This window comes from Pseudomonas sp. VEM90, from assembly GCF_054611535.1.
Genome location: NZ_JBTRAR010000026.1, coordinates 24,126 through 48,238 on the forward strand (window position 1 = coordinate 24,126; position 24,113 = coordinate 48,238).

Annotated in this window: 24 protein-coding genes and 1 pseudogene; 13 read left to right on the forward strand and 12 right to left on the reverse strand. The window is 61.9% G+C overall.

Translation table 11 applies throughout. From position 1 onward, the window contains the following. Positions 1-193: 193 nt before the first annotated feature. Positions 194-970 (forward strand): ferredoxin--NADP reductase, encoded by a 777-nt coding sequence (locus tag ACYCCG_RS21720; RefSeq protein ID WP_459671737.1) that lies wholly within the window; start codon positions 194-196, stop codon positions 968-970. 526 nt (positions 971-1,496) lie between these two features. Here ACYCCG_RS21720 and mscL read toward each other — a convergent pair. Further along, positions 1,497-1,916: a large-conductance mechanosensitive channel protein MscL gene (mscL, locus tag ACYCCG_RS21725; RefSeq protein ID WP_176682516.1), complete on the reverse strand. Its 420-nt coding sequence runs from the start codon at positions 1,914-1,916 to the stop codon at positions 1,497-1,499. Between the two features lie 176 nt (positions 1,917-2,092). Here mscL and radA point away from each other — a divergent pair, with 176 nt between their 5' ends. Then, positions 2,093-3,463, forward strand: coding sequence for a DNA repair protein RadA (gene radA, locus ACYCCG_RS21730; protein WP_003251626.1), 1,371 nt, complete (start codon positions 2,093-2,095; stop codon positions 3,461-3,463). Positions 3,464-3,498: 35 nt separating this feature from the next. Here radA and ACYCCG_RS21735 read toward each other — a convergent pair whose 3' ends face one another. Next, positions 3,499-5,016 carry a nucleobase:cation symporter-2 family protein gene (locus ACYCCG_RS21735; protein WP_176682517.1) on the reverse strand — a complete coding sequence of 506 codons (1,518 nt, stop codon included), beginning with the start codon at positions 5,014-5,016 and terminating at the stop codon, positions 3,499-3,501. A 263-nt stretch (positions 5,017-5,279) separates the two neighbouring features. Further along, a complete protein-coding gene (locus tag ACYCCG_RS21740) occupies positions 5,280-5,642 on the reverse strand; it encodes a PilZ domain-containing protein (RefSeq protein WP_176682518.1) in 363 nt (120 codons plus the stop codon). Positions 5,643-5,818: 176 nt separating this feature from the next. On the opposite strand from ACYCCG_RS21740, the gene ACYCCG_RS21745 reads away from it, so the two are divergent. The 3 genes from ACYCCG_RS21745 to yjiA all read left to right on the forward strand — a co-directional run bounded on the left by ACYCCG_RS21745 (position 5,819) and on the right by yjiA (position 9,155). Then, on the forward strand, positions 5,819-7,885 hold the full coding sequence (locus ACYCCG_RS21745; protein WP_176682519.1) for a carbon starvation CstA family protein: 2,067 nt from the start codon (positions 5,819-5,821) through the stop codon (positions 7,883-7,885). 17 nt (positions 7,886-7,902) lie between these two features. Further along, positions 7,903-8,100, forward strand: coding sequence for a YbdD/YjiX family protein (locus ACYCCG_RS21750; RefSeq protein ID WP_003251633.1), 198 nt, complete (start codon positions 7,903-7,905; stop codon positions 8,098-8,100). A 77-nt stretch (positions 8,101-8,177) separates the two neighbouring features. Next, on the forward strand, positions 8,178-9,155 hold the full coding sequence (gene yjiA / locus ACYCCG_RS21755) for a GTPase (RefSeq protein ID WP_339444712.1): 978 nt from the start codon (positions 8,178-8,180) through the stop codon (positions 9,153-9,155). Here the strand turns inward: yjiA and ACYCCG_RS21760 are convergent. Continuing rightward, positions 9,115-10,602 (reverse strand): methylenetetrahydrofolate reductase C-terminal domain-containing protein, encoded by a 1,488-nt coding sequence (locus ACYCCG_RS21760; protein ID WP_339444713.1) that lies wholly within the window; start codon positions 10,600-10,602, stop codon positions 9,115-9,117. The two genes, yjiA and ACYCCG_RS21760, sit on opposite strands and share 41 nt — an antisense overlap. 231 nt (positions 10,603-10,833) lie before the next feature. Between ACYCCG_RS21760 and ACYCCG_RS21765 the strand changes: the two genes are divergently transcribed. Beyond that, a complete protein-coding gene (locus ACYCCG_RS21765; protein WP_176682522.1) occupies positions 10,834-11,658 on the forward strand; it encodes a 5-methyltetrahydropteroyltriglutamate--homocysteine methyltransferase in 825 nt (274 codons plus the stop codon). 407 nt (positions 11,659-12,065) lie between these two features. Here the strand turns inward: ACYCCG_RS21765 and ACYCCG_RS21770 are convergent, their stop codons facing one another. Beyond that, on the reverse strand, positions 12,066-13,244 hold the full coding sequence (locus ACYCCG_RS21770; protein ID WP_176682523.1) for an acetyl-CoA C-acetyltransferase: 1,179 nt from the start codon (positions 13,242-13,244) through the stop codon (positions 12,066-12,068). 301 nt (positions 13,245-13,545) lie between these two features. On the opposite strand from ACYCCG_RS21770, the gene fabV reads away from it, so the two are divergent. Both fabV and ACYCCG_RS21780 read left to right on the forward strand, forming a co-directional pair. Then, positions 13,546-14,757 carry an enoyl-ACP reductase FabV gene (gene fabV / locus ACYCCG_RS21775; RefSeq protein WP_176682524.1) on the forward strand — a complete coding sequence of 404 codons (1,212 nt, stop codon included), beginning with the start codon at positions 13,546-13,548 and terminating at the stop codon, positions 14,755-14,757. A 143-nt stretch (positions 14,758-14,900) separates the two neighbouring features. Then, positions 14,901-15,810 (forward strand): annotated as a pseudogene (locus tag ACYCCG_RS21780) (alpha/beta hydrolase family protein). A gap of 44 nt (positions 15,811-15,854) precedes the next feature. Here the strand turns inward: ACYCCG_RS21780 and ACYCCG_RS21785 are convergent. From ACYCCG_RS21785 to ACYCCG_RS21800, 4 genes are read right to left on the reverse strand one after another with little or no spacing between them, the layout of a single operon-like run. Then, complete coding sequence (locus ACYCCG_RS21785) at positions 15,855-16,196, reverse strand: HopJ type III effector protein (RefSeq protein ID WP_003251646.1); 342 nt, start codon at positions 16,194-16,196, stop codon at positions 15,855-15,857. Next, the gene (locus ACYCCG_RS21790) at positions 16,189-16,485 is read right to left on the reverse strand and encodes a DUF1244 domain-containing protein (protein ID WP_003260708.1); all 297 of its coding nucleotides are present in this window, start codon (positions 16,483-16,485) and stop codon (positions 16,189-16,191) included. Before ACYCCG_RS21790 ends, ACYCCG_RS21785 begins: the two co-directional genes overlap by 8 nt. Positions 16,486-16,494: 9 nt before the next feature. Further along, positions 16,495-17,232 carry a dihydromonapterin reductase gene (gene folM / locus ACYCCG_RS21795; RefSeq protein WP_209963498.1) on the reverse strand — a complete coding sequence of 246 codons (738 nt, stop codon included), beginning with the start codon at positions 17,230-17,232 and terminating at the stop codon, positions 16,495-16,497. A 33-nt stretch (positions 17,233-17,265) separates the two neighbouring features. Next, a complete protein-coding gene (locus ACYCCG_RS21800) occupies positions 17,266-17,826 on the reverse strand; it encodes an antibiotic biosynthesis monooxygenase (protein ID WP_209963501.1) in 561 nt (186 codons plus the stop codon). A 219-nt stretch (positions 17,827-18,045) separates the two neighbouring features. Between ACYCCG_RS21800 and ACYCCG_RS21805 the strand changes: the two genes are divergently transcribed. Then, positions 18,046-18,981, forward strand: coding sequence for a MerR family transcriptional regulator (locus ACYCCG_RS21805; protein WP_459671744.1), 936 nt, complete (start codon positions 18,046-18,048; stop codon positions 18,979-18,981). Here ACYCCG_RS21805 and ACYCCG_RS21810 read toward each other — a convergent pair. Together ACYCCG_RS21810 and ACYCCG_RS21815 are read right to left on the reverse strand one after the other, a co-directional pair. Then, positions 18,966-19,583 carry a hypothetical protein gene (locus tag ACYCCG_RS21810; RefSeq protein WP_209963507.1) on the reverse strand — a complete coding sequence of 206 codons (618 nt, stop codon included), beginning with the start codon at positions 19,581-19,583 and terminating at the stop codon, positions 18,966-18,968. The two genes, ACYCCG_RS21805 and ACYCCG_RS21810, sit on opposite strands and share 16 nt — an antisense overlap. 59 nt (positions 19,584-19,642) lie before the next feature. Beyond that, positions 19,643-20,071, reverse strand: a complete 429-nt coding sequence (locus ACYCCG_RS21815; protein ID WP_209963510.1) for a PAS domain-containing protein — start codon at positions 20,069-20,071, stop codon at positions 19,643-19,645. 115 nt (positions 20,072-20,186) lie between these two features. On the opposite strand from ACYCCG_RS21815, the gene ACYCCG_RS21820 reads away from it, so the two are divergent. Continuing rightward, the gene (locus ACYCCG_RS21820) at positions 20,187-20,642 is read left to right on the forward strand and encodes a flavodoxin (protein ID WP_003251656.1); all 456 of its coding nucleotides are present in this window, start codon (positions 20,187-20,189) and stop codon (positions 20,640-20,642) included. A gap of 21 nt (positions 20,643-20,663) precedes the next feature. On the opposite strand, the gene ACYCCG_RS21825 is transcribed toward ACYCCG_RS21820, so the two are convergent. Further along, positions 20,664-21,545 (reverse strand): LysR family transcriptional regulator, encoded by an 882-nt coding sequence (locus ACYCCG_RS21825; protein WP_209963514.1) that lies wholly within the window; start codon positions 21,543-21,545, stop codon positions 20,664-20,666. 97 nt (positions 21,546-21,642) lie between these two features. On the opposite strand from ACYCCG_RS21825, the gene ACYCCG_RS21830 reads away from it, so the two are divergent. The 3 genes from ACYCCG_RS21830 (at position 21,643) to ACYCCG_RS21840 (ending at position 23,787) form a co-directional block, all read left to right on the forward strand. Further along, a complete protein-coding gene (locus ACYCCG_RS21830; protein ID WP_176682534.1) occupies positions 21,643-22,029 on the forward strand; it encodes a CidA/LrgA family protein in 387 nt (128 codons plus the stop codon). Continuing rightward, positions 22,019-22,705, forward strand: a complete 687-nt coding sequence (locus ACYCCG_RS21835; RefSeq protein ID WP_459671746.1) for an LrgB family protein — start codon at positions 22,019-22,021, stop codon at positions 22,703-22,705. Before ACYCCG_RS21830 ends, ACYCCG_RS21835 begins: the two co-directional genes overlap by 11 nt. A gap of 176 nt (positions 22,706-22,881) precedes the next feature. Continuing rightward, positions 22,882-23,787: an alpha/beta fold hydrolase gene (locus ACYCCG_RS21840; protein WP_392514572.1), complete on the forward strand. Its 906-nt coding sequence runs from the start codon at positions 22,882-22,884 to the stop codon at positions 23,785-23,787. Positions 23,788-24,113 lie beyond the last annotated feature (326 nt).

Below are 24,113 nucleotides of genomic sequence, written 5' to 3' on the forward strand. Positions count from 1 at the left end.
CAGAATCCAATCCGTTTGAGTACCCGGAAGATTGTAGGAAAAGACCTACCATCCTGTTGGGAATTTTTTGTTATAGCGATCAGGATTTTCTGCGACTTCGGCCCGGTTGCACTCTATGAGGCCCTACAAAGCGGTGGTTTTTATCCTGGCCACTTTAGGCGACACTGTGCACACGCCAACCCTGGAGCCCGATATGACCGCTAGCGCCGACAAGTTCACCCGCCAGACACTGCTCGATGTTCAGCCACTGACGCCGAACCTCTTCAGCCTGCGGGTTACGCGCGACGCGGGGTTCCGCTTCCGTTCCGGCCAATTTGCCCGGCTAGGTGTGACCAAGGCCGATGGTAGCGTGGTGTGGCGCGCCTATTCCATGGTCAGCGCGCCCCATGATGAGTATCTGGACTTCTTTTCCATCGTGGTGCCAGGTGGTGAGTTCACCAGTGAGCTGAGCCGTTTGGGGGCAGGCGATACGTTGCTGATCGACCGCCAGGCGTTCGGCTTCCTCACCCTCGACCGCTTCGTCGGTGGTCGTGATCTATGGCTGCTGGCCACCGGTACCGGCATTGCGCCCTTTATGTCGATCCTGCAGGACTTCGAGGCCTGGGAGCGTTTCGACAGCATCAAGCTGGTGTATTCGGTACGCGAAGCCAAGGAGCTGGCCTATGTGGATGAGATTGCCGGGTTGGAACAGCGCGATTATCTGGCTGAGTACGCGGGCAAGTTGCAGTTCATTCCCGTGGTGACCCGTGAACAGCACCCCGGGGCGTTGAATCAGCGCATTACCACGTTGATCGAGAATGGCGAGCTGGAGAAGGCGGCGGGGCTTGAGCTGTCGCCGGAGCATTCGCGGGTGATGCTGTGCGGTAACCCGGAAATGATCGACGAAACCCGCAAGGTCCTCAAGGCGCGAGACCTGCAACTGAGCCTGAGCAAGCGGCCCGGGCAGGTGGCTGTCGAGAACTACTGGTAAGACCATTGCGGCCGTTGTGGGGCCTGTAGGAGCGGGTTTACCCGCGAAAGGGCTGGGCCTGCTGGCCAATCTTCACCCGCCGTTCACCTTTGCCGTCGCCACCGTATTCGCGGGTGAACCCGCTCCTACACAGATGGGGGTGGACACACATCGGAGGTTGGACACAGGCCGCCGTAGGAGCGGGTTCACCCGCGAAGAGGCCGGGCCTGCTGGCCAATCTCCACCCGCCGTTCACCGTTGCTGTCGCCACCGTATTCGCGGGTAACCCCTTCCTACACAGATGGGGGGTGGACACACATCGGAGGTTGGACACAGGCCGCCGTAGGAGCGGGTTCACCCGCGAAGAGGCCGGGCCTGCTGGCCAATCTCCACCCGCCGTTCACCTTTGCTGTCGCCACCGTATTCGCGGGTAAACCCGTTCCTACACAGATGGGGGGTGGACACACATCGGAGGTTGGACACAGCCCGCCGTGTATATTGCTTTCTTCGCGAGCATGCCCGCTCCCCACAGCGCCTCCGGCAATTTTCAAGGCAAGCGGTTCTGGTTCTGCGTCTTGAGCAAATCGCGAATTTCGGTCAGCAGCGTCTCTTCAGCCGAAGGCACAGGCGGCGTAGTCGGTGCCACGGCTTCTTCACGCTTGAGCTTGTTGATTGCTTTCACGCCCATGAAGATGGCAAAGGCCACGATCACGAAGTCGATCACGGTCTGGATGAACTTGCCATACGCCAGCATCACCGCTGGCAAGTCACCTTCGGCAGCCTTCAGGGTAATGGCCAGGTCGCTGAAGTCCACGCCACCGATCAACAGGCCCAGTGGCGGCATGATCACGTCGCCGACGAAGGACGAGACGATCTTGCCGAAGGCCGCGCCGATGATGATACCGACCGCCATGTCGACGACATTGCCTTTGACTGCGAAAGCCTTGAACTCGTTGAGCATGCCCATGTTTGGTTCCTTGTAACAAAAGGTAAGGTTAAGGCAGTGTAAGCCACTAAAACGCTTCATGCGTTGTGTTCAGGGCTACTGACTGCAGTTAGAACGAATAGTTTTGTCGCATCCCGAGGCGTTCGAGACACGTCCTGCTCGGCTATCATGGCGAATTTTTCCAGGAGACCCCACCCATGGCCAAGGCCAAGCGCTTGTATGGCTGCACCGAATGCGGCGCGACTTTCCCCAAATGGGCCGGCCAGTGCGGCGAATGCGGGGCCTGGAATACCCTGGTCGAAACCATGATCGAAAGCGGCGGCGCTGCTGCACCCAGCAGTGGCCGCGCTGGCTGGACGGGACAGCAGGCGCAGATCAAGACCCTGGCCGAAGTCAGTGTCGAGGAAATCCCGCGTTTCACGACCAGCAGCACCGAACTGGACCGTGTGCTGGGTGGCGGCCTGGTGGATGGCTCGGTGGTGCTGATCGGCGGTGACCCCGGCATCGGCAAATCGACCATTTTGCTACAGACCTTGTGCAACATCGCCGTGGGCATGCCGGCACTGTATGTCACAGGGGAGGAGTCGCAGCAGCAGGTGGCCATGCGCTCCCGGCGGCTGGGCCTGCCCCAGGACCAGCTCAAGGTGATGACCGAAACCTGCATCGAGACGATCATTGCCACGGCGCGGGTCGAGAAGCCGAGGGTAATGGTGATCGACTCGATCCAGACCATTTTCACCGAGCAGTTGCAATCGGCCCCGGGCGGCGTGGCCCAGGTGCGCGAAAGCACAGCGTTGCTGGTGCGCTACGCCAAGCAAAGCGGTACGGCAATCTTCCTGGTCGGCCACGTGACCAAGGAAGGCTCGCTGGCTGGCCCAAGGGTGCTGGAGCACATGGTCGACACTGTGCTGTATTTCGAAGGTGAGTCCGATGGCCGCCTGCGCTTGCTGCGGGCGGTCAAGAACCGCTTTGGCGCGGTCAACGAACTGGGCGTGTTCGGCATGACCGATCGTGGCCTCAAGGAGGTCTCGAACCCGTCGGCGATCTTCCTCAACCGTACCCAGGAAGAGGTGCCGGGGAGCGTGGTGATGGCAACCTGGGAGGGGACCCGGCCGATGCTGGTCGAGGTGCAGGCGCTGGTCGACGATAGCCATCTGGCCAACCCGCGGCGGGTGACCTTGGGCCTGGACCAGAACCGCCTGGCCATGTTGTTGGCGGTACTCCACCGTCATGGCGGTATCCCGACCCATGACCAGGACGTGTTTCTCAACGTGGTCGGCGGGGTGAAGGTGCTGGAAACGGCTTCGGACCTGGCGCTGCTGGCGGCGGTGATGTCCAGCTTGCGTAACCGGCCACTGGCCCATGGTTTGCTGGTGTTTGGCGAGATTGGCTTGTCGGGCGAGGTACGGCCGGTGCCCAGTGGCCAGGAGCGCTTGAAGGAAGCGGCCAAGCACGGCTTCAAGCGTGCCATCGTACCCAAGGGCAATGCGCCGAAAGAAGCGCCGGCGGGTTTGCAGGTGATTGCCGTTACCCGCCTGGAACAGGCGCTGGATGCGTTGTTCGAATAATGTGCAGGAGCGAGCAAGCTCGCTCCTGCACACAGTCAATGCTCGGCAACTGGCGTGCGCTTGACCGTTTCATTGCCATGCTCGTCCAGTTCCAGCATCGGCACTTCGTTACCCTCGGCATCGAACAGCTTGCCATCCTTGAAGTAGTCCCCATCACGCAGCGCGGAAATGTCCGAATACTGGATGGTCCGCTCGTAGGCGGCAGCGAACACTGACTGGTTTTCCGAGTTGCCGGTGGTGAAGTGGTTGAAGATCAGGTTCAGCAGGATGGCCATGATCGCCGCCGAGCTGATGCCGGAGTGGAAGATGGTCTCGAACCAGTTCGGGAAGTGGTGGTAGAAGGTCGGCGCGGCAATCGGGATCATGCCGAAGCCCAGCGAGGCGGCAACGATGATCAGGTTGACGTTGTTCTTGTAGCTGACCTTGGACAGGGTGCGGATACCGCTGGCCGCCACGGTGCCGAACAGCACGATACCGGCGCCGCCCAGTACCGGGGTAGGCACGGCGGCAATCACCCGGCCCATGACCGGCAGCAGGCCGAGTACCACCAGAATCACGCCGCCGGTAGCCACCACGTAGCGGCTCTTGACCCCGGTCACCGCCACAAGGCCAACGTTCTGGGCGAACGCGCTCTGGGTGAACGAACCGAAAATCGGCGCCAGGATGCTCGATGCCATGTCGGCGCGCAGGCCGTTGCCCAGGCGCTTTGAGTCCACCTTGGTGTCGATGATCTCACCGACGGCGAGGATATCGGCCGACGTTTCCACCAGGGTCACCATGATCACGATGCACATCGACAGGATCGCGGCGATGTGGAACTCCGGCATGCCAAAGTGGAACGGCGAGGGGAAGGCGAACATCGGGCCTTCGCTGACCTTGCTGAAATCGGTCATGCCCAATGCCCAGGCGATCAACGTGCCGACCACCATGGCCAGCAGGATCGACAGGCGTGAGATGGTTGCGTTGCCAAGCTTGCTCAGCAGCAGCACGATGGCGAAGGTCAGCCCGGCCAGGCCGATGTTGGCCATGCTGCCGAACTCCGGCGAGGCGCTGTTGCCACCCATCACCCAGCGTGCGGCAACCGGCATCAGGGTCAGGCCGATGGTGGTGATGACGATACCGGTCACCAGCGGCGGGAAGAACTTGGTGATGCGCGAGAACACCGGCGTGATCAGAAAGCCGATCAGCGACGCTGCCATGACCGCGCCGAGTACGCCTGGCAGGCCACCGCCCCCCTCGCTGCTCAGAATCGCCCCCATGGTCGCCACACCGGCGAACGACACGCCTTGTACCAGCGGCAACTGGCAACCAAAGAACGGCAGACCAAGGGTCTGCAGAAGGGTGGCCAGGCCACCGGCAAACAGCGAGGCGGCGATCAGCATGCCGATTTCGGCACCATTCAGGCCCGCGGCCTGCCCCAGGATCAGGGGTACTGCGACGATCCCACCATACATGGTCAGCACATGCTGCAGACCATAGGCCAGGTTGGCACCAAGGCCGAGGTTTTCATCCTCGGGTCGCTTGGCGGGAGACGTGCTAGGGGACGTAGTCATGGAGCAGGCTCTCTGTTTATTGTTGTGCCGCTACTGTAGACACTTCACTCAATTGATTGCTACAAGAATTGTATACAATATTTTGATCGGAGCGCGAACAGATCCGGCCGCAGGGCGTGCTAAAACCCAATGCAGAAGGCGTACCAACTTGGCAGAAGCTGTATTAGAAGGGTGTGTACAAAGCAACGCTACCCAGGCTTAAAGCTGTCTGGGTAGACAAGAAACACTCTGTGGGGAGGCTATTAGCTAGCTAAGAGATTTCATTATTCGATGAGTTCGCGCAGCTCACGCATCATTTCGGTGCTGTCAGCCACGTTCAGTTCCACAAGACGGTGCAAGTGGCTCAGCGAGTCGAGGTCGATGTAGAGGCAGATGAAGCCCAGGCGGTCCGCTTCCTCGTGGCGCAGTTCGACCTGCATCTGCACGCGGGCATCTTCGCCCAGGTGGATGATGGCGTCGAAGTCCTGCGTCAGGTCGGCATCCCAATCTGCCGGGCGTTCTATCAGCAAGCCTTTGAGTGAAAGGTCCAGCAGTTTTGCAGGCCAGCGTTTCAGTCCCTGGTGTAGCTCGGCGGGCGCATCGAAGTCGATGCGTTGAAAGCGGCGGCGTTCGTCGTGATCGCTCATGGCATGGATCCTCAATAGGTCGTCAGGTGTCATCCTGACTATATTTAGAACTGCATGTGCATCAGGTACTGCAATCTGGCCGCAGAGGCTCTAGAACAAAGCAAGTGTGGCAATGCCGCTTGACTCGCCCTAGACTCGGTGGGCGGTCTTTCCAATCCACCAGCTGGAAGCTAACCATGAACAACAATAATAGCCTGCTACGCCATATTCCGTGGCTGGCGCTGGCAGTCATAGGCGCCTGCGCACTGGGTGTGGTTGCCCTGCGTCGCGGCGAGGCGATCAACGCCTTGTGGATCGTGGTCGCGGCGGTGGCCATCTACCTGGTCGCCTATCGTTACTACAGCCTGTTCATCGCCACCAAGGTGATGCAACTCGACCCGCGCCGTGCCACCCCGGCGGTGCTCAACAACGATGGCCTGGACTACGTTCCGACCAACAAACACATTCTTTTCGGCCACCACTTCGCCGCCATCGCCGGCGCAGGCCCCTTGGTCGGGCCGGTACTCGCCGCGCAAATGGGCTACCTGCCCGGCACGCTTTGGCTGATCGCCGGCGTGGTGCTGGCCGGTGCGGTGCAGGACTTCATGGTTCTGTTCATGTCTACCCGCCGCAATGGCCGCTCGCTGGGCGACATGGTGCGCGAGGAGATGGGCAAAATCCCGGGCACCATCGCCCTGTTCGGCTGCTTCCTGATCATGATCATCATCCTTGCGGTGCTGGCGCTGATCGTGGTCAAGGCCCTGGCCGAAAGCCCGTGGGGCATGTTCACGGTGATGGCGACCATCCCGATCGCGATGTTCATGGGCATTTATATGCGCTACATCCGTCCGGGCCGTATTGGCGAAATCTCGGTGGTTGGCGTGGTACTGCTGCTGGCTTCCATCTGGCTGGGGGGCGTGATCGCTGCGGATCCGGTGTGGGGCCCGGCGTTCACGTTCACCGGCGTACAGATCACCTGGATGCTGGTGGGCTACGGGTTTGTCGCCGCCGTGCTGCCGGTATGGCTGGTACTGGCGCCGCGTGACTACCTGTCGACCTTCCTCAAGATCGGTACGATCCTTGGCCTGGCCATCGGTATCCTGATCATCGCACCCGAGCTGAAAATGCCGGCGCTGACCCAGTTCACCGACGGCACCGGCCCGGTGTGGAAGGGTACCCTGTTCCCGTTCCTGTTCATCACCATTGCCTGTGGTGCGGTGTCTGGCTTCCACGCGCTGATTTCCTCGGGGACCACCCCGAAGCTGCTGGATAACGAAACCAACGCCCGCTATATCGGCTATGGCGGCATGCTGATGGAATCGTTCGTCGCCATCATGGCCATGGTTGCGGCCTCGGTGATCGAGCCGGGCGTGTACTTCGCCATGAACAGCCCGGCTGCCGTGGTCGGTTCCGATGTTGTGTCGGTAGCGCAGACGGTCAGCAGTTGGGGCTTCCTGATTACACCTGAGCAGCTCGAAGCGGTCGCCCGTGACATCGGCGAGCACACCGTCCTGGCCCGTGCTGGCGGTGCGCCAACCCTGGCGGTCGGTATCGCGCAGATCCTGCACCAGGTGTTGCCAGGTGAAAACACCATGGCCTTCTGGTACCACTTCGCGATCTTGTTCGAGGCGCTGTTCATCCTCACTGCGGTGGATGCCGGTACCCGTGCCGGGCGCTTCATGTTGCAAGACCTGCTGGGCAGCTTCGTGCCGGCGCTCAAGCGCACCGACTCGTGGGGGGCCAACCTGCTCGCCACCGCTGGCTGCGTGGCACTCTGGGGCTATCTGCTGTACCAGGGCGTAATCGACCCGCTGGGCGGCATCAACACCCTGTGGCCGCTGTTTGGTATCTCCAACCAGATGCTGGCCGGTATCGCCTTGATGCTCGGTACTGTGGTGCTGATCAAGATGAAGCGTCAGCGCTACATCTGGGTCACCCTGCTGCCGGCCGTGTGGCTGTTGATCTGCACCACTGCAGCAGGCCTGATCAAGCTGTTCGACCCGAACCCGGCTGTCGGCTTCCTGGCCCTGGCCAAGAAGTACAGCACTGCGCTGGACGCCGGCCAGGTACTGGCCCCGGCCAAAGACATCGGGCAGATGCAGCACGTGATCTTCAACGCCTACACCAACGCGGGCCTGACGGTCTTGTTCCTGCTGGTGGTCTTCAGCATCCTGTTCTTCGCCATCAAGGTCGGCTACGTCGCCCTGGGCCGCAAGGAGCGCAGCGACAAGGAAACCCCGTTCCAGGCGCTGCCTGACGCGTAATAGAGAGGACTGCAATCATGTTCAACGACCTGGGTCGACTGGGAAAATACCTGGGGCAGGCAGCCCGCCTGATGGTCGGCATGCCCGACTACGACAACTATGTCGAACACATGCAGAAAACGCATCCGGACAAGCCGGTGATGAGCTACGAGGCGTTCTTCCGCGAACGCCAGGAAGCACGTTACGGTGGCAAATCCGGCCCCAAGTGCTGTTGAGCCTGCGGTACGTGTGAACCTGTGGGAGCCTGGGTAACCGGCTCCCACAGTCATTTTCAGATTCAGGAGTATTTTGCGTGCAGACGCCCATTCCCGTAACCGTCCTCACTGGCTTCCTCGGTGCCGGCAAGACTACCTTGCTCAGGCACATGCTCAAGGCCGAGCATGGCCTGAAGCTCGCCGTGATCGAAAACGAATTCAGCGAGGCCGGCATCGACAGCCAACTGCTGGGTGATCAGCCGGTGCAGGTAATGACCTTGGCCAACGGCTGTGTATGCTGCAGCATCCATGGCGACTTGACCCGCGCCCTGTACCTGCTGCTTGAACGTCTGGATGCCGGCGAGATTGCCTTCGACCGCCTGGTGATCGAGTGCACCGGCCTGGCCGACCCGGCGCCGGTAGCGCAAACGTTCTTCATCGACGAGGAGCTGCGTGAGCGCTACATCCTCGACGGCATCATCACCCTCGTCGATGCCGCGCATGCCGAACTGCACCTGACCCAGACCATCGCTCAGGCCCAGGTCGGCTTTGCCGACCGTCTGCTGCTGAGCAAGACCGACCTGGTCGAGCCAGCTGCGGTTGAAGCCCTGCGCGAACGCCTGGGCCGCATCAATAGCAGGGCTGCGATCCGTGTGGTCGAACACGGCTGCATCGACCTGGCTGAACTACTGGATGTGCGCGGTTTCAACCTCAACCCTGACCTTGGGGTAAACCTGAAACCGATGTTGCGACCCGTGCTCAAGCCTGCCACCCCGGACCGCATCTCCACGATGGTGCTGCGCACTGAAGCGCCGCTGGATATCGACCGCCTCAGCAGCTTCATGAACGCGCTGCTGGAAACCCACGGCAAACAGCTGCTGCGCTACAAGGGCGTGCTTAACATTGCCGGCGAGGAGCGCAAGCTGGTGTTCCAGGGCGTGCTCAAGCTTTATGGCTTCGACTGGGACGCCGAGTGGGCCGCAGGCGAAGCGCGCGAGAGCGTGATGGTGTTCATTGCCGATGAACTGCCCGAGGCTACGATTCGGGCTGGCTTCGAGGCAATGGCTGCGGGCTGATCCGCTGCGGCGCCTGCCCTGCGAACCACTGCGGCCATGAGCTGCGGTGGCGGGTTTCGACCTCGATGCACGGGATCAGGCGTTCGGTCAGCACAGCGGTTTGCCGCACTGCTTTGGCGGTGCGGTATTTGACGCTGTGGATGCACTCGCGGTCGCCGAACTCGCAGCGGTTCAGGGCGGTTCCGCCGCAGGGGCCATTGGCCAGGCCTTTAGGGCAGGTTTCCGGGCAGGTGTACAAGGTGTCTTCCAGGCGGCAACGGCCGCAGGTGTCGCAACCCACCAGCGGGCGCTTCACACTGCGCTCGAGCGTGTGCAGCACTTGTGCGCCAACGCGTGTTGCCCATAGAGGCTGGCGCACTGCCCAACCGAAGGCCTTGCTCAGGCCGTTGCGCCGGCTGAACAGCAGTGAATGCATGCCATGCATCAGGTGATAGCGGGCTTTTTCCTTGAATGAGGCATCGACCCGTGACTCGCCCAGGCGCCAGCCCGCCTGTGGCGGATGGAAGGTTACCGCTGGCAGGCCGGGCATCTGCCAGCTGGCGTGCCAGGCCGGTGTCCATTGCTCCATTGACTGAACCTGGGTTTGCCAGTGCTCGATACGGGCCTCGAGGGCCAGCAGCTGTTCGAGTGTGTGAACCCCTGACAGGTGCACACCGGCGTAACCCATCAGCTTTGTACCGATAATCTGCAGGGCCAGCCGGTCAACACTGCGCGCCTGGGCAAAGGCCTTGGACTGCGCCGTTTCCGCTTCGAGCATGTCGCGCATGGAGAGCGTGACAGTGACGCCGGCCACGTGGTCGAGCATCGCTGCGCGCCCGTGGGTGAGGCTCATGAGGCAGGCCAGCATGGGCTTGGGTGACGCCTGGCGGCGCATCCAGTGTATGGCTTCCTGGTGCTTGGCGGCATCGAAGCCCAGCTGCAAGGTGAAGAAGTCAGCCCCCGCTGCCAGCTTTTTCTCGGCCTTGAAATACTGGGCGCCGCCTTCTTCCTCGTGGTACTTGAACGGGTTCAGCGCCGCGCCCAGCAGCCAGTGCGGGCAAGCCTGGCGGGCAATCTGCAGGGCAGCGACCGATTCCAGATAGCGCACCGGGCGCTGGCCAGGTTCATGGCCGGGCAGGCGGTCGCCAGTCAGCAGTAACAGCTGGTCGAGGCCGGCGGCGTCCATGCGCTGCAGTTGGGCGAGCAGGTGGTGGCGCTCGCGATCCTTGCCCGAAAAATGCGGCAGGGCAGGCACCGGGTTGCTGAACGAGGCGAGGGCGTCCAGCGGTGACATGTCCAGCGGGCTGCCGACACGATCACCGATGGCCACGGTCATAGGCCAGCCGCACAGGTGCGCACGGGCCATGATCGCTTCCATGGCGGCAAAGCGTTCTGCGGAAGGTTTGGGGACGAACTCCATGACGCAGACGAAGTTCTTTTCGCGCAGGGCGGTTTTCAGCAGGCTCATGTTGGCCGGGCACCTGGTGTGGTCAGGGTGGCATTGTGCGGCAGAAGGCGAGCCGGGTCATGTCCGGATGCGCAAGGTGGTGATCTGAATGAGACATGGGGGGCGCGAAGATCATGGCAGCATGATCATGAAGATTTCTTGGGTTCATCTCAAATTTAATGAGTTTGTCTCAATACCCCCACCAGCTGGAGAATCCCCCTCATTCATTCAAGCATGCTGAAGGGACAAGACATGGCACTGGCACATAACCTGGGCTTTCCACACATCGGCCGTGACCGCGAGCTGCGTGCCCGCCACTGGCAGGTGCAGAAAGACGCTGGCATCGAGCTGCTGCCGGTCGGCGACTTCGCCTGGGACAGCCACGTGCTTAGCGCAGGCGATCAGCCGTTCGTTCTGAACTGGGAACCACTGTTCGAAGAAGTGGAGCACGCCAAGGCTCTGGGCCATGCAGTCAAGCCGGTAGTGATCGGCCCCTTGACCTACCTGTGGCAGGGCCAGACCCTGGGCGGTGACTTCGACAAGCTGGAGCTGCTTGACCGCCTGCTGCCCGTGTATGACCAGCTCCTCAACCGCCTGGCCGCCTTGGGCGTTGAATGGGTGCAGATCGATGAACCCATCCTCGCCCAGGCGCTGCCCCAGGACTGGAAAAATGCCTATGAACGCGTCTACAACATCCTTCAACGCGCACCGTTGAAGAAGCTGATCGCCACGTACTTCGGTGGCCTTGACGGCAACCTCGGCCTGGCCGCCAACCTGCCAGTGGATGGCTTGCACGTCGATCTGGTTCAAGCCCCTGAGCAATACCAGAGCATTCTCGACCGCCTGCCGGCTTACAAGATACTGTCGCTGGGCCTGGTCGACGGTCGCAACGACTTGCCTTGCGATCTGGGCAAGACCCTGGGGCTGCTGCACGAGGCCCATGAACGCCTGGGTGAGCGGCTGTGGTTGGCGCCGGCCTGTTCGCTGCTGGAGAGCCCAGTGGATCTGGCCGTGCAGAAGTGCCAGGAAGTGGCGGTGCTGGCTGCTTCGCTGGAGCAGGACCGAGCCGCGGCTTGAACGGTTGCTGCCTGTGCCGGCCTCTTCGCGGGTGAACCCGCTCATACAACGGCCTGCGCCCAATCACCGATGTGTGTCCACCACCGATCGGTGTAGGAGCGGGTTTACCCGCGAATACGGTGGCGAATGCAACGGTGAATGGCTGGTGGAGATTGGCCAGCAGGTCCGGCCCTTTCGCGGGTGAACCCGCTCCTACAATGGCCTGCGCCCAATCACCGATGTGTGCCCACCACCGATCAGTGTAGGAGCGGGTTTACCCGCGAATACGGTGGCGAATGCAACGGTGAATGGCTGGTGGAGATTGGCCAGCAGGCCCGGCCCTTTCGCGGGTAAACCCGCTCCTACGAGGATTTACTTACCTGTAGGCTGGGGTTTATCCGCGAAGAGGCCGGGCCTGCTTGAATCAATCAGCGCTCGATGGCCAGCGCCACCCCTTGCCCGCCACCAATGCACAAGGTGGCCAGGCCTTTCTGGGCATCCCGTTTGATCATCTCGTGCAGCAGGGTCACCAGCACCCTGCACCCGGAAGCACCAATCGGGTGGCCCAGGGCAATCGCCCCTCCATTGACGTTAACCCGCGCGGCATCCCATGCCAGCGCATTGCCCACGGCCAGCGCCTGGGCGGCAAAGGCTTCGTTGGCTTCGATCAGGTCCAGTTCGGCCAGTTGCCAACCGGCCTTGTCCAGGCAACGCTGGGTCGCCGAAACCGGACCGATACCCATGATCGCGGGGTCTACCCCGGCACTGGCATAGGCGGCGATCTTCGCCAGCACCGGCAGGCCCAAAGCCTCGGCCTTCGCTGCGCTCATCAGAAGCACGGCGGCGGCGCCGTCGTTCAGGCTGGAAGCATTGCCTGCGGTAACGCTGCCGTCCTTCTTGAAGGCCGGGCGCAGTTTGCCCAGGGACTCGGCGGTGGTGTCCGGGCGTGGTTGCTCGTCACGGGCAAAAACCTTGGGCTCTCCCTTTCTCTGCGGCAGCACGATGGGGGTGATTTCAGCGTCGAAACGGCCGGCCTCGATCGCCGCCACTGCCTTGCGCTGCGATTCGGCAGCGAAGGCATCCTGCTGTTCACGGGTTAGACCGTACTTGTCCACCAGGTTTTCGGCAGTGATGCCCATGTGGTAATCATTGAAGGCATCCCACAAGCCGTCCGTGATCATGCTGTCGATCAGTTGGCCATGGCCCATGCGCTGGCCGGTACGGGCCGAGGGCATCACGTAGGGGGCAAGGCTCATGTTTTCCTGGCCACCGGCAATCACCACCTCGGCATCGCCGCAGCGGATCGCCTGGGCCGCCAGGTGCAGGGCCTTGAGGCCCGAGCCGCAGACCTTGTTCAGGGTCAGGGCCGGTACGCTGAAGGGCAGGCCAGCCTTGATCGCCGCCTGGCGGGCAGGGTTCTGACCGGCACCGGCCGTAAGCACTTGGCCGAGGATGACTTCGTCGACCTGGGCCGGGTCCAGCCCGGTTTGTTTCAGCAGTTGCTTGATCACGGCGGCGCCGAGGTCGACTGCAGGCACACTGGCCAAGGCGCCCTGGAAGCTGCCGATGGCGGTACGGGTTGCGGCGACGATCACCACGTCGTTCATGTTGTTGTTCTCCGTGCAATGGGCGTAGTGCCGCCAGCATCGGCGGGTTTGGCTTATTTGTTAAGTTTGTTTTTCTTTCGAATTGATGTGAAAAACAAATCAATGGGTGGCGAAGGTTCTAACCAGCCAATCTGGATTTCGTGGAGCTGTGAGCCTCCTGCACATAAGAACTCTGGTTTTGCATCCCCATGATCACCCCTTAATATGTGTCGGATAACCTGCGGGGGTAGTCTCACCCTCTGATCAATCGGAATCGCCCCAAGCGGCGCTTCCCCGGCATAAACCTGACGAGGTACAGACATTGGCCATCATTCATCCTAAGGTTCGCGGTTTCATCTGCACCACGACTCACCCGAAGGGCTGCGAGCTCAACGTCCGTGACCAGATCGAAGCCACCCGCAAGCTGGGCGTACGCGAGGATGGCCCGAAGAAGGTCCTGGTCATCGGTGCTTCCAGCGGCTACGGCCTGGCAGCCCGCATCACGGCGGCGTTCGGCTTCAAGGCCGACACCCTGGGCGTGTTCTTCGAAAAGCCAGGCACCGAGACCAAGGCCGGCACTGCCGGCTGGTACAACGCTGCTGCCTTCGACAAGTTCGCCAAGGCCGAGGGCCTGTACAGCAAGTCGATCAACGGTGACGCCTTCTCCGACGAAGCTCGCGCCAAGGTTATCGAGCTGATCAAGAACGAAATGGGTGGCAAGGTCGACCTGGTCATCTATTCGCTGGCTTCGCCCGTGCGCAAGCTGCCGCAGACGGGTGAAGTCATCCGCTCGGCACTCAAGCCGATCGGCCAGCCATACAAGTCGACCGCCATCGACACCAACAAGGACACCATCATCGAGGCCAGCATCGAGCCGGCCACCGAGCAGGAAATTGCCGACACCGTCACCGTCATGGGTGGCCAGGACTGGCAACTGTGGATCGATGCGCTGGCTGGCGCCAATGTACTTGCCGAAGGCGCTCGCACCGTGGCCTTCAGCTATATCGGCAGCGATATCACCTGGCCGATCTACTGGCACGGTGCACTGGGCCAGGCCAAGCAGGACCTGGATGAAACCGCCCTGCGTCTGAACCAGAAGCTGGCCGGTGAAGTGAAAGGCGGCGCCAATGTGGCGGTGCTCAAGTCGGTGGTTACCCAGGCCAGCTCGGCCATCCCGGTGATGCCACTGTACCTGTCGATGGTCTTCAAGATCATGCAGGAGAAAGGTGTTCACGAAGGCACTCAGGACCAGCTTGACCGCATGTACCGCGACCGTATGTACCGTACCGACGGTGCGCCGGCAGAAGTCGACGAGAAGGGTCGCCTGCGCCTGGACGACTGGGAGCTGCGTGACGACGTGCAGAACGCTTGCAAGGCCCTGTGGCCCAAGGTGACCACCGAGAACCTGTTCGAGCTGACCGACTACGCCGGTTACAAGAAGCAGTTCCTCAACCTGTTCGGCTTCGAGCGCGCTGACGTCAACTACGACGAAGACGTAGCCACCGATGTGAAGTTCGACTGCGTCGAGCTGTAATCGGGTAAGCCTGTACCGGCCTCTTCGCGGGCAAGCCCGCTCCCACAGGTTCTCCCCCTGTAGGAGCGGGCTTGCCCGCGAAGAGGCCGGTACAGGCTACAAAATCTTTGCTAGTTTTGGCGCACAACGACAGGGAATGCGCCATGAGTAGCCTCACCCAACCCGCTACCCCATTTCACCACCCCGCGGCCGACGGCTACCGCCTCGGCGGCTTCTGCTGGCGCCACGCCCAACCTGACCCCCAGCGCCCGCTGGTGATCATCAACGCTGCCACTTCGGTACGCTGCCGCTATTACGCCCGCTTTGCCGACTACCTGTTCGCCCACGGCTGCGATGTGCTGACCTATGACTACCGTGGTATCGGCGAATCCCGGCCTGCGTCGCTGCGTGGTTTCCAGGCCTCCTGGAGCGACTGGGGCCGGCTGGATTTCGAAGCCATGCATGGCGCATGCGGCAGCGCATTTCCCAGGTCAGCCGGTGGACGTGGTGGGGCACAGTTTCGGCGGTTGTGCAGTAGGCCTGGCACCGTCGGCTGGCCAGATCCGACGGGTCGTGATGGTTGGCGCGCAGTTCGCCTACTGGCGCGACTACGCGGCCAGCCAGCGCTGGCAACTGTTCGGCAAGTGGCATGTGGTCATGCCGCTGCTGACCCGGGTATTCGGCTACTTTCCCGGCAAGCGCCTGGGTTGGCTGGAAGACACGCCAGCCGGTGTGGTGCATGACTGGACCACACGCACCCCACGTTATGAGCACCGCCCCAGCGGGCGGGCGTTGGCGGCGCTACCGTTCGCCCAGGTGCGTGCGACGACGCTGGCCATCAGTCTGACTGACGACCCTTTTGGGACCGTGGCGGCGACCGAGCGTTTATTGGGTTATCTACAGGGGGGCGAGCGCCAGCACCTGCGCATTGCACCTGTGGATATCTCGGCCGAGGAAATTGGCCATTTCGCGTTCTTCCATGACCGGTTTCGCGAAAACCTGTGGCCGGTGGCCTTGCAGTGGTTGCGGCAGGGGAGGCTGGAAGGTGGGGGGCCTGGCACCATCATGGATTGATGGTGGGCGCAGGACAGTGGGGCCGCAAAGCGGCCCCGGCTATCTCAAGCCTTGCGCGCAAGCGGCTGCGCAGCAAACTTCACACCCGCCAGACCGTGTTTGATCAGCGCACGGATGTTGCCATGGTCGCTACCCTCAGGCGTGGCCACCACATCACGGTAGTGCTCGCCGAAGGCCAGCAGCGCTTCCTGGTCGCTCAGCCCTTCAAGCAAGGCCAGGCCCAGGGTTTTGCACGAACCTTCGTTCTGCCCTGCCGCATTCTCCACGCCGCCGTTGTTGAAGGCCTGCGGCTGGTAGCTGTAATTGTCGGCAATGAACGCCAAGGTATCGGCAAAAACATGTTGGCCGCTGGCCAGGCTTGCGCGCAGGGTATTCAGATCAGTCACGAGGTTTTCCTTTTTCGAACGCCGCTTGTTGATCGGCGCTGGCTTCTTTCTGGTATTGGGCTTTCCACTCGGCGTAGGGCATGCCGTACACCGCTTCGCGGGCATCATCCAGGCTCAGGTCCAGCTGACGCTCGTCAGCGGCGGCCTTGTACCACTTGGACAGGCAGTTGCGGCAGAAGCCGGACAGGTTCATCAGGTCGATGTTCTGTACATCGGTGCGCTTTTGCAGGTGTTCAACCAGGCGCCGGAATGCGGCCGCCTCGAGCTCAAGCTGTTGTTGTGGGGTCATGGTCTTCTCTCAAGTCATGCGGTTCTTCAGGTGGCGGCCACCGTTGATGACCACCTGGCTGCCGGTGCTGTACTGGCTGGCGAGCAGGTACTTGACGGTCTCGATCAGCGGGCCGGCGCCGGGTTCGAATTCCAGCAGGGCCTTTTTCAGGGTTTGCTGGCGGTAGGCTTCGTCCCCCCCTTCCTTGAGGATCAGCAGCCCAGGCAGGATACCGTTCACATGCACCCTGGGCGCATATTTTTCGGCGAATGACAGCACCATGTTCTGCAGCGCGGCCTTGGTGGCGGCATAGCCGATGTGGCTTTTACTGCCGCGCGAAGAGGTTTCGTCGCAGATGTGGATGATGTCGGCCTTTTCCACCTTGGCCAGCAGGTCGCCCAGGGCCAGGTTGAGGTGGTAGGGCGCTTCGACGTGCAGGCGGAACATGGTCTCGAGGTTGTCGAGGCTATCGTCGAGCCATAGTGAGGCGTTGTGGATGATGGCGCGCAGTCCGTCGTAACGATCGTGCAGGTGATCGATCAGCGCCTGGCGGTCGCCCGCGTGGCACAGGTCGGCCTGAAACTGCACGATGTTGGGGTGGGCTGCCTGCGGCTGGATGCTGCGGCTGGCACTGACCACCGTATGGCCGGCCTGTGCCAGTTCGAGGGCCAGGGCCAGCCCGACGCGCTGGCTGGCTCCGGTAACGAGAATGGGGCTGTTCATGTTCGGGGTGGTCAACTTGTCTGTCCTTTGGTTGCCACCCAGCATACCCGAACTGTTTCCCTGTTGTATGGCCTGGCCTCAGCGGCTGCGCAAGGCGCCGGCAGTGGCCGGGGAGGCCTGCAGCCAACTGGATAGCAGGCGGGTGGACAGCGGTATGAACAGGTACACCATCACCGGCGTCAGGGCCAGGGTGCTGAGCAGTACCCGGGGAACGAGGTCGAGTGCCGCCAACCAATGGCCGAACAACAGGTTGAAGGCCAGCGAGACTGGGAAAAACGCCAGCCAGATGGCCACGGCCTGCTTCCAGCGTGGCGGTTTTTGCACCCTGTTGGTGCCAAACCAGTCGTCGATACCGCTGACGCGCGCCTCTTTGGGGCGCTCGAACAGGCCGTTGCCGCGTTGTAACCATGCGCGGCGAGAGGCGGAGTGCTCCCAGGCATGCAGGGTCGGCTCGTCGCTGAAGCGGAAGATGATCTGAAATTCGTCGCTATCCTGAGGCGGGGCAAGGATGCCCGAGCCGAGGTAGCCAGGGAAGTCGGTGGCCAGCTGTTCGCCTTCGTGCAGCCAGGCCAGCAGGTCCTGGTAGCGGCCATGGGCGGCGCGGCGCGACACCATGAGGGTAACGGGTGGGGTAGACATCGTGTATCTCCTGGCAACGGGGCTGGCGGGTAGCTGGCCCCTTTGGCTGTGTGGCCCGGGGTGATGGGCGACGCAGTCGTGCATGCAAGAATCGGGCGCGCATTATCGCGCAGTTGCGATCTTCGGCAAATATCGGCAGTTAAACGGTGGCACCAACAGACCGACACAGTCGTAGTAAGCTATGTGCCCAGTTTTTCGCACTCAGGGTACTTCGTGCAGATGAACGAACAGGGACGTAAACCGTTGATCGATGCAAGCTTCGAGCAGCAGGAGCTGTTTCCGATTCGTGAAGTGTCACGCTTGACCGGTGTCAACGCCGTCACCCTTCGTGCCTGGGAGCGCCGTTATGGACTGATCCAGCCCATCCGTACCGACAGTGGTCACCGCCTGTATTCCCAGGCTGATATCGATGAAATCCGCCGTATCCTCGGGTGGCTGGAGCGCGGCGTGGCGGTCAGCAAGGTGGGCAGTATTCTGGCTCGCGGCCATGCCCTCTCCGGGCAGGCTGGCGGCGCGGTGGACACTAGCCTGTGCTGGCAAAACCAGATTCGCCTGGCGGTACAGCACTTCGATGTGGCGGGCCTGAATCGCCTTTATGACGAGGTGTTCGCAGCCAGCACCCTGGATCAGGTTTTCGCGGATGTACTCATGCCGGTGTGGCATGACATGGTAGTCCGGCAAGGCGGCTATGGGCAGGCCAGCGAATGGCTGTTCTATGACCAGTTCCTGCGCGGTCGGGTTTTCGCCCGCTTGCAGCTGGCCCGTGTGCCGTGTAGCCGCACCGTGCTATTGGCGCCATTGCCGGGGCAGTGCCATGAGCTTGAGTTGCTGGTAACCAGCCTGATCCTGGATAGCGACGAAGTTCGCGTGATCCCGTTGGCGAACGGGCAGCCGCTGCAAGAGCTTGCGCTGGTCTGCGAACGGCTGAAGCCGGACGCCCTGGTGCTGTTTTCCCATCAGTCGCCCACAGCAGAACTCACGCGGCACTTCAAGCGCCTGGCGTCGATGCTGGAGTGTCCGTTGTTACTGGCCGGCGAAGCGGCTGAAGCGGTACAGGACAGCCTGGCTGGCAGCCCTGTAGCCTGCCTGGGCGCGCAGGGCAGTGTGATGCGCCAGCGCTTGCGGCAGTTTCTGGCCCGTCAGCTCGATACCTGAGTGTGCAACTCGGGGTGGGCCTGACGGTGGGCCTGGAGGATGTAGTCGCGCAGGCGTTCGATTTCTTCGGCTGGGCTTTGGCTGAGGTCGTAGGCAGCCAGGTCCGAGCCGATGCGCCGGCCCAACACACCATGCAGTTCGATCGGGTTGATGCCGCCCGGGGCGAAGCGCAGCGCGAAGCGGGCGGGTGCTGTTGGCAAATCACGGACTTCCAGCAGCACACCCTTGAAGGAAATCTCGCGTACCCACAGGCCGCTTGTTTCGTCATGGGCATCGAGCAGTGCGCTCGGCTGGTCCATCGACAGGCGCCATGGGCGCAGCATGGGGCCGTCTTCGTAGATTTCCGGTGAACCCAGTTGCAGGTGCAGGGCGTGGAACTCGTCCTCTACCAACTGCAGCGGGAAACTGATTTGCTGGTTGTTGAACTGGGCCTGCAAGGTCACCTGCTCGTTAGCCACCAACCGGGTGAGCAAGCTTTGTATGCGGCGGTCGCCATTGACCAGCAGGCTCGACATGGTGTCAGCCAGGTTCAGTTGCGGCGAATGCTGCATGTTCTGTATGAAATCCAGCTCGTCCTGGGTCAGGAGCGCGTCTGCTTGCATGATCGAACTCGGTGGTGGCGATTTCTTCAACGGAATTGACCGTGCGTGGCGGACTTGGTTCAGGCGCGTTCGTCGGGTTTCAGATGAGCGCGCAGTTCTGCCAGCTCCCGTTCCAGTTCGACCTGGCGGCTGACGTCTTTCTGGATGCCGATGAAGTAAGTGCGCTGGTCGAAGCCGCTCTTCACCGGCGTGATCGACAGCTCGTTCCAGAAGGCGCTGCCATCCTTGCGATAGTTACGCAGCACTTCGCGGCATGGGCGGCCCTCGGCCATGGCCTTGCGGATGCGTGCGCGGCCAAGCTGGTCACGGTCGTCAGCCTGCAGGAACCGGCAATCCTGATAGAGAATCTCGTCACGGTTGTAGCCAGTGAGGCATTCGAAAGCGGCGTTCACGTAGATCAGGATGGTGTCGTCGCCTTCCTTTTCGGCAACCACGATGCCGTCATTGGACGCATCGACCATCGATTGCAGCAATTGCGCGTTGATCATGTCCGGGCCATAGGTGAAGGAAAACGGAAGATGGCGACTTTGGTAAGGGCGGCCTTTTGCCAGCGTTGAATGCTAGTATCCTACGTTTTCACTCAGTTTCGGAATCCTCTACTCGATGAAAGTCGCCATTATTTCCGGCTCGGTCTATGGCACCGCCGAAGAAGTCGCCCGTCACGCTGAATCGCTGCTCAAGGCGGCAGGTTTCGAGGCTTGGCATGCTGCGCGTGCCACCCTTCAGGATCTTCAGGGTTTTGCCCCTGACGCCTTGCTGGCCGTGACCTCGACCACCGGTATGGGTGAGCTGCCGGACAACCTCATGCCGCTGTACAGCACCCTTCGTGACACGCTGCCCGCGGCCTGGCGCGGCTTGCCTGGCGCGGTGATCGCGCTGGGCGACTCCAGTTATGGCGATACCTATTGCGGTGGTGGCGAGCAGATGCGTGAGCTGTTCGCCGAACTGGGCGTGCGCGAAGTGCAGCCAATGCTGCGCCTGGATGCGAGCGAGACGGTGACCCCGGAAGCGGATGCCGAGCCTTGGCTGGCTGAGTTGGCGAGCGCACTGAACGCCTGACCCGACACCTGTGCAGGCGTGTTAGCCGTGGGGCTCGCGCAACAAGGCCAACCACGCCTGCGCCGCCCGTGACAGGTAGGCGCCGCGTCGCCAGATAAACGCGATATCCCAACGCAAATCCTCCTGCGTATTCAACGGCACACGCACCACCCCGGGGCGTTCCAGCGCTTTTGCCACCACCCGGGGCAGCATCACCACGCCCTGGCCGGCTGCCACCAGCGCCGCCAAAAAATCCGCCTGGCCGCTGCGCCCGCCTTCCTTGGGGGTGAAGCCCTGCTGCTGGCACGCCTTCAGCAGCCGGTCGTTGAGCACGAAACTGCGCTGGTACAGCAGGAACGGTGTATCGGCCAGTTGCCTCAGGCCCACGGCGTCCAGGCCCGCCAGGGCATGGCCAGCCGGCAGCAAGGCATCCAGCGGCTCGTTGCAGAAGGGCTGGTAGTCGAATGCCTCGTCGGTGGGCGTCAAGCAGCCGCCCAGTTCCAGTTCGCCACTTCTGACGGCCTGTTCGACGTTGCGGCTGCCGCCTTCAAGCAGCTGGATGGCGATGTTCGGATGACGCCGCCGGTACTCGGCGAACAAGCCGGCGAACAATGTGTCGCTGCCAAGCATCGGCAAGCCCAGGCGTAGTTCGCCACGCTCCATCTGGCTGAGATCGTCCAGCTCGTTGAGCAGCGCCTGGCGCATGCGCAGCAGGGCTTCGCCACGTTCCAGCACGATGCGCCCGGCAGCGGTCAGGTGCAGGTGCGACGCCTGGCGCTCCAGCAGCGGCTGGCCCACATCTTGCTCAAGCTGGGCCACCTGCTTGCTCACGGCCGACTGGCTGATGTGCAGGGTCTGTGCCGCCTGGGTAAAACCGCCGCGGTGCACAACTTCAATGAAGCTGCGCAGTTGTTTGAACTCCATGAGTCGAATTCCATTTTGGAATGGCGAGTAGTCTAACAATTCGCTTCTGGCCTAGGCAGCCAAATCTTAGAATGAGGGCCTGTCGAGGAACCCCGCCATGAAACCTGCATTATTGAAAAAAGCCCTGCGCCTGTTTGTCGAGCTGGCGGTTCTCTGTGCGCTGTTCCTGCTTGGTGGCCAGATTGCCAGTTGGCTGGGCTGGCCGATCCCCGGTGGTGTGATGGGCCTGGCACTGCTGTTGATACTGTTCGCTTCAGGTGTGCTCAAACCGGCCATGCTGCAACTGGGTGCTGGCTGGCTGATGGCTGAGATGCTGTTGTTCTTCATCCCGGCGCTGATGAGTTTGCTCGACTATGGCTCACTGATCCGTGATGAGGGCTGGCGCATCTTGCTGGTGATCGCCGTGAGCACGCTGATGGTGATGATAGTGACCGCCATGACCGTTGAGCTGGTGTGCCGCTGGAGGTTGCGCCATGAGCCTTGAACCCATGCCGCTGTTCTGGTTGGCCTTGACCTTGCTGGCTTACCTGGGCAGCCGCTGGTTGTACCGGCGTAGCAAACGCTACCTGCTGTCACCGTTGATCCTGGTGCCGTTGTTGCTGCTGGCTGTGGCCGTGCCACTGCATACAGCCTATGCCGAGTATGCGCGCAACACCCACTGGTTGATGAGCGTGCTCGGCCCGGTGACCGTAGCCTTCGCGGTGCCGATCTGGCAGCAGCGGGCCATGCTGGCGCGCCACTGGCCGGCCTTGATGGTGGGCATGGTCGCTGGCAGCAGTGCCTCGATCGCCAGCTCCTGGGGGCTGGCACACCTGTTGGCGCTGGACAGCGCAACCAGCCTGTCGCTGGTGCCGCGCTCGATCACCACGCCCTTTGCCATGCCGCTGGCCCATGACCTGGGTGGGGTGCCAGAGCTGACAGCGGTGTTCGTGATGTTCACCGGCGTGCTCGGTGCCATGTTCGGCGGTGTGCTATTGCGTTGGCTGCCGCTGCGCACACCGTTGGCACGGGGAGCGCTGTTCGGTGTTGGCGCGCATGGTGCCGGGGTCAGCCGGGCACAGGAAGTGGGCCGTGAGGAAGGCTCGGTGGCCGGCCTGGTGATGGTCCTGACCGGGCTACTCAACCTGTTCGCGGCACCGTTGTTGGCCTTGCTCCTCTGACCGTTCGTGCCACTGACTCGCTCAGTCATCAAGCTGGCTGGCAACGCAAGTTCCAGCCAATGGGCTGCTGGCTAGACTTTGCCTCGACATAGAGAGCACATGTAAGTGCCGAGGTGACATGCAATGAACGCAGCCTTGCCCTATTCCGACAACACCACTAAACCGGGACCCATCTGATGCCTATGGCCGAGATTCCATTGTGCGTCTGGCGTACCCGGGCACAGAGTTTCATCTTCCGGGGCCAGAGCATCCGCTACTGGACCGCAGGGCAAGGAGAGCCTCTGCTTCTGTTACACGGTTTCCCCACCGCCAGTTGGGACTGGCACTACCTGTGGGGCCCTCTGAGCCAACGTTTCCGGGTGATCGCTTGCGACATGCTCGGCTTTGGTGATTCGGACAAGCCCGTCGATCACACTTACAGCCTGATGGAGCAAGCAGACCTGCAGCAGGCATTGCTTGCCCACCTGCAGGTCACGGAGCCGGTGCACCTGTTGGCTCACGACTACGGTGGCAGCGTCGCGCAGGAACTGCTGGCGCGACACCATGAGCAGCGTGCCGACATTGGCAGCTGTGTGTTCCTCAACAGCGGGCTGTTCCCCGAAAGCTGCCGCATGCTACTGATCCAGAAGCTGCTGCTCAGCCGGTTTGGCTGGCTGGTCGGGCGCTCGTTCGGGCGTGACGATCTGGTGCGTAATGTGATGCAGGTCTACGGCCCCTGCACCCATCCCAGTGAAAGCGCGCTGGATGACTTCTGGAGCCTGATCGCTGCCAACCGGGGCACGCGCATCCTGCACAAGCTGGTGGGCTACATGCCGGAGCGCAGGTTGCACCGCGAACGCTGGGTAGGGGCGATGCAATGTAGAGGCGTGCCGCTGCGCTTGATCAATGGCATTGTCGACCCGCTTTCCGGCGCGCACATGCTTGAGCGCTACCGGCAACTGGTGCCGGAGCCAGACACCGTGCAGTTACTGGGCATTGGCCATTACCCGCATACGGAAGCGCCAGTGCAGGTACTGCGCCACTACCTGGCCTTTCGTGAGCGGCCGCTGAGCTATTACCCGCCGAAAGTGGCGTGGTCATGACGGGGCCTTTGCGCTAACGGGACAGAGCGCTGTCCGTGCGGCGCTCGGTCTCATCGACGCTGAAAATATCGACGGTCACCTGACAGCCAGCGTGCATTTTCAGTCGCCAAAAAAAAGGCCGCTGCAAGCCGCAGCGGCCAATCGAGACGTCAGATCAAGGAGCTTCAAAATCTACGTCGGTGAACCTCGCAGGCTTGAAAGGCGGGGGGGAGAGCCCTTCAAGCCGGCCAGTGAGTTAAGAATAAGCGCTTGATCCGTCTGGAAAAATAGCTTCTGTCGACATTCACCTTTACGTTTCAGGCAACAGTGCCAAGTGCTGGGTAAGC

Coding starts and splice junctions, on each gene's coding strand:
- ACYCCG_RS21720 (WP_459671737.1), top strand. CDS start 194: ATGACCGCTAGCGCCGACAAGTTCACCCGCCAGACACTGCTCGATGTT.
- mscL (WP_176682516.1), bottom strand. CDS start 1,916: ATGGGCATGCTCAACGAGTTCAAGGCTTTCGCAGTCAAAGGCAATGTC.
- radA (WP_003251626.1), top strand. CDS start 2,093: ATGGCCAAGGCCAAGCGCTTGTATGGCTGCACCGAATGCGGCGCGACT.
- ACYCCG_RS21735 (WP_176682517.1), bottom strand. CDS start 5,016: ATGACTACGTCCCCTAGCACGTCTCCCGCCAAGCGACCCGAGGATGAA.
- ACYCCG_RS21740 (WP_176682518.1), bottom strand. CDS start 5,642: ATGAGCGATCACGACGAACGCCGCCGCTTTCAACGCATCGACTTCGAT.
- ACYCCG_RS21745 (WP_176682519.1), top strand. CDS start 5,819: ATGAACAACAATAATAGCCTGCTACGCCATATTCCGTGGCTGGCGCTG.
- ACYCCG_RS21750 (WP_003251633.1), top strand. CDS start 7,903: ATGTTCAACGACCTGGGTCGACTGGGAAAATACCTGGGGCAGGCAGCC.
- ACYCCG_RS21760 (WP_339444713.1), bottom strand. CDS start 10,602: ATGAGCCTGCTGAAAACCGCCCTGCGCGAAAAGAACTTCGTCTGCGTC.
- ACYCCG_RS21765 (WP_176682522.1), top strand. CDS start 10,834: ATGGCACTGGCACATAACCTGGGCTTTCCACACATCGGCCGTGACCGC.
- ACYCCG_RS21770 (WP_176682523.1), bottom strand. CDS start 13,244: ATGAACGACGTGGTGATCGTCGCCGCAACCCGTACCGCCATCGGCAGC.
- ACYCCG_RS21790 (WP_003260708.1), bottom strand. CDS start 16,485: ATGACCCCACAACAACAGCTTGAGCTCGAGGCGGCCGCATTCCGGCGC.
- folM (WP_209963498.1), bottom strand. CDS start 17,232: ATGCTGGGTGGCAACCAAAGGACAGACAAGTTGACCACCCCGAACATG.
- ACYCCG_RS21800 (WP_209963501.1), bottom strand. CDS start 17,826: ATGTCTACCCCACCCGTTACCCTCATGGTGTCGCGCCGCGCCGCCCAT.
- ACYCCG_RS21805 (WP_459671744.1), top strand. CDS start 18,046: ATGAACGAACAGGGACGTAAACCGTTGATCGATGCAAGCTTCGAGCAG.
- ACYCCG_RS21810 (WP_209963507.1), bottom strand. CDS start 19,583: ATGCAAGCAGACGCGCTCCTGACCCAGGACGAGCTGGATTTCATACAG.
- ACYCCG_RS21815 (WP_209963510.1), bottom strand. CDS start 20,071: ATGATCAACGCGCAATTGCTGCAATCGATGGTCGATGCGTCCAATGAC.
- ACYCCG_RS21820 (WP_003251656.1), top strand. CDS start 20,187: ATGAAAGTCGCCATTATTTCCGGCTCGGTCTATGGCACCGCCGAAGAA.
- ACYCCG_RS21825 (WP_209963514.1), bottom strand. CDS start 21,545: ATGGAGTTCAAACAACTGCGCAGCTTCATTGAAGTTGTGCACCGCGGC.
- ACYCCG_RS21830 (WP_176682534.1), top strand. CDS start 21,643: ATGAAACCTGCATTATTGAAAAAAGCCCTGCGCCTGTTTGTCGAGCTG.
- ACYCCG_RS21835 (WP_459671746.1), top strand. CDS start 22,019: ATGAGCCTTGAACCCATGCCGCTGTTCTGGTTGGCCTTGACCTTGCTG.
- ACYCCG_RS21840 (WP_392514572.1), top strand. CDS start 22,882: ATGCCTATGGCCGAGATTCCATTGTGCGTCTGGCGTACCCGGGCACAG.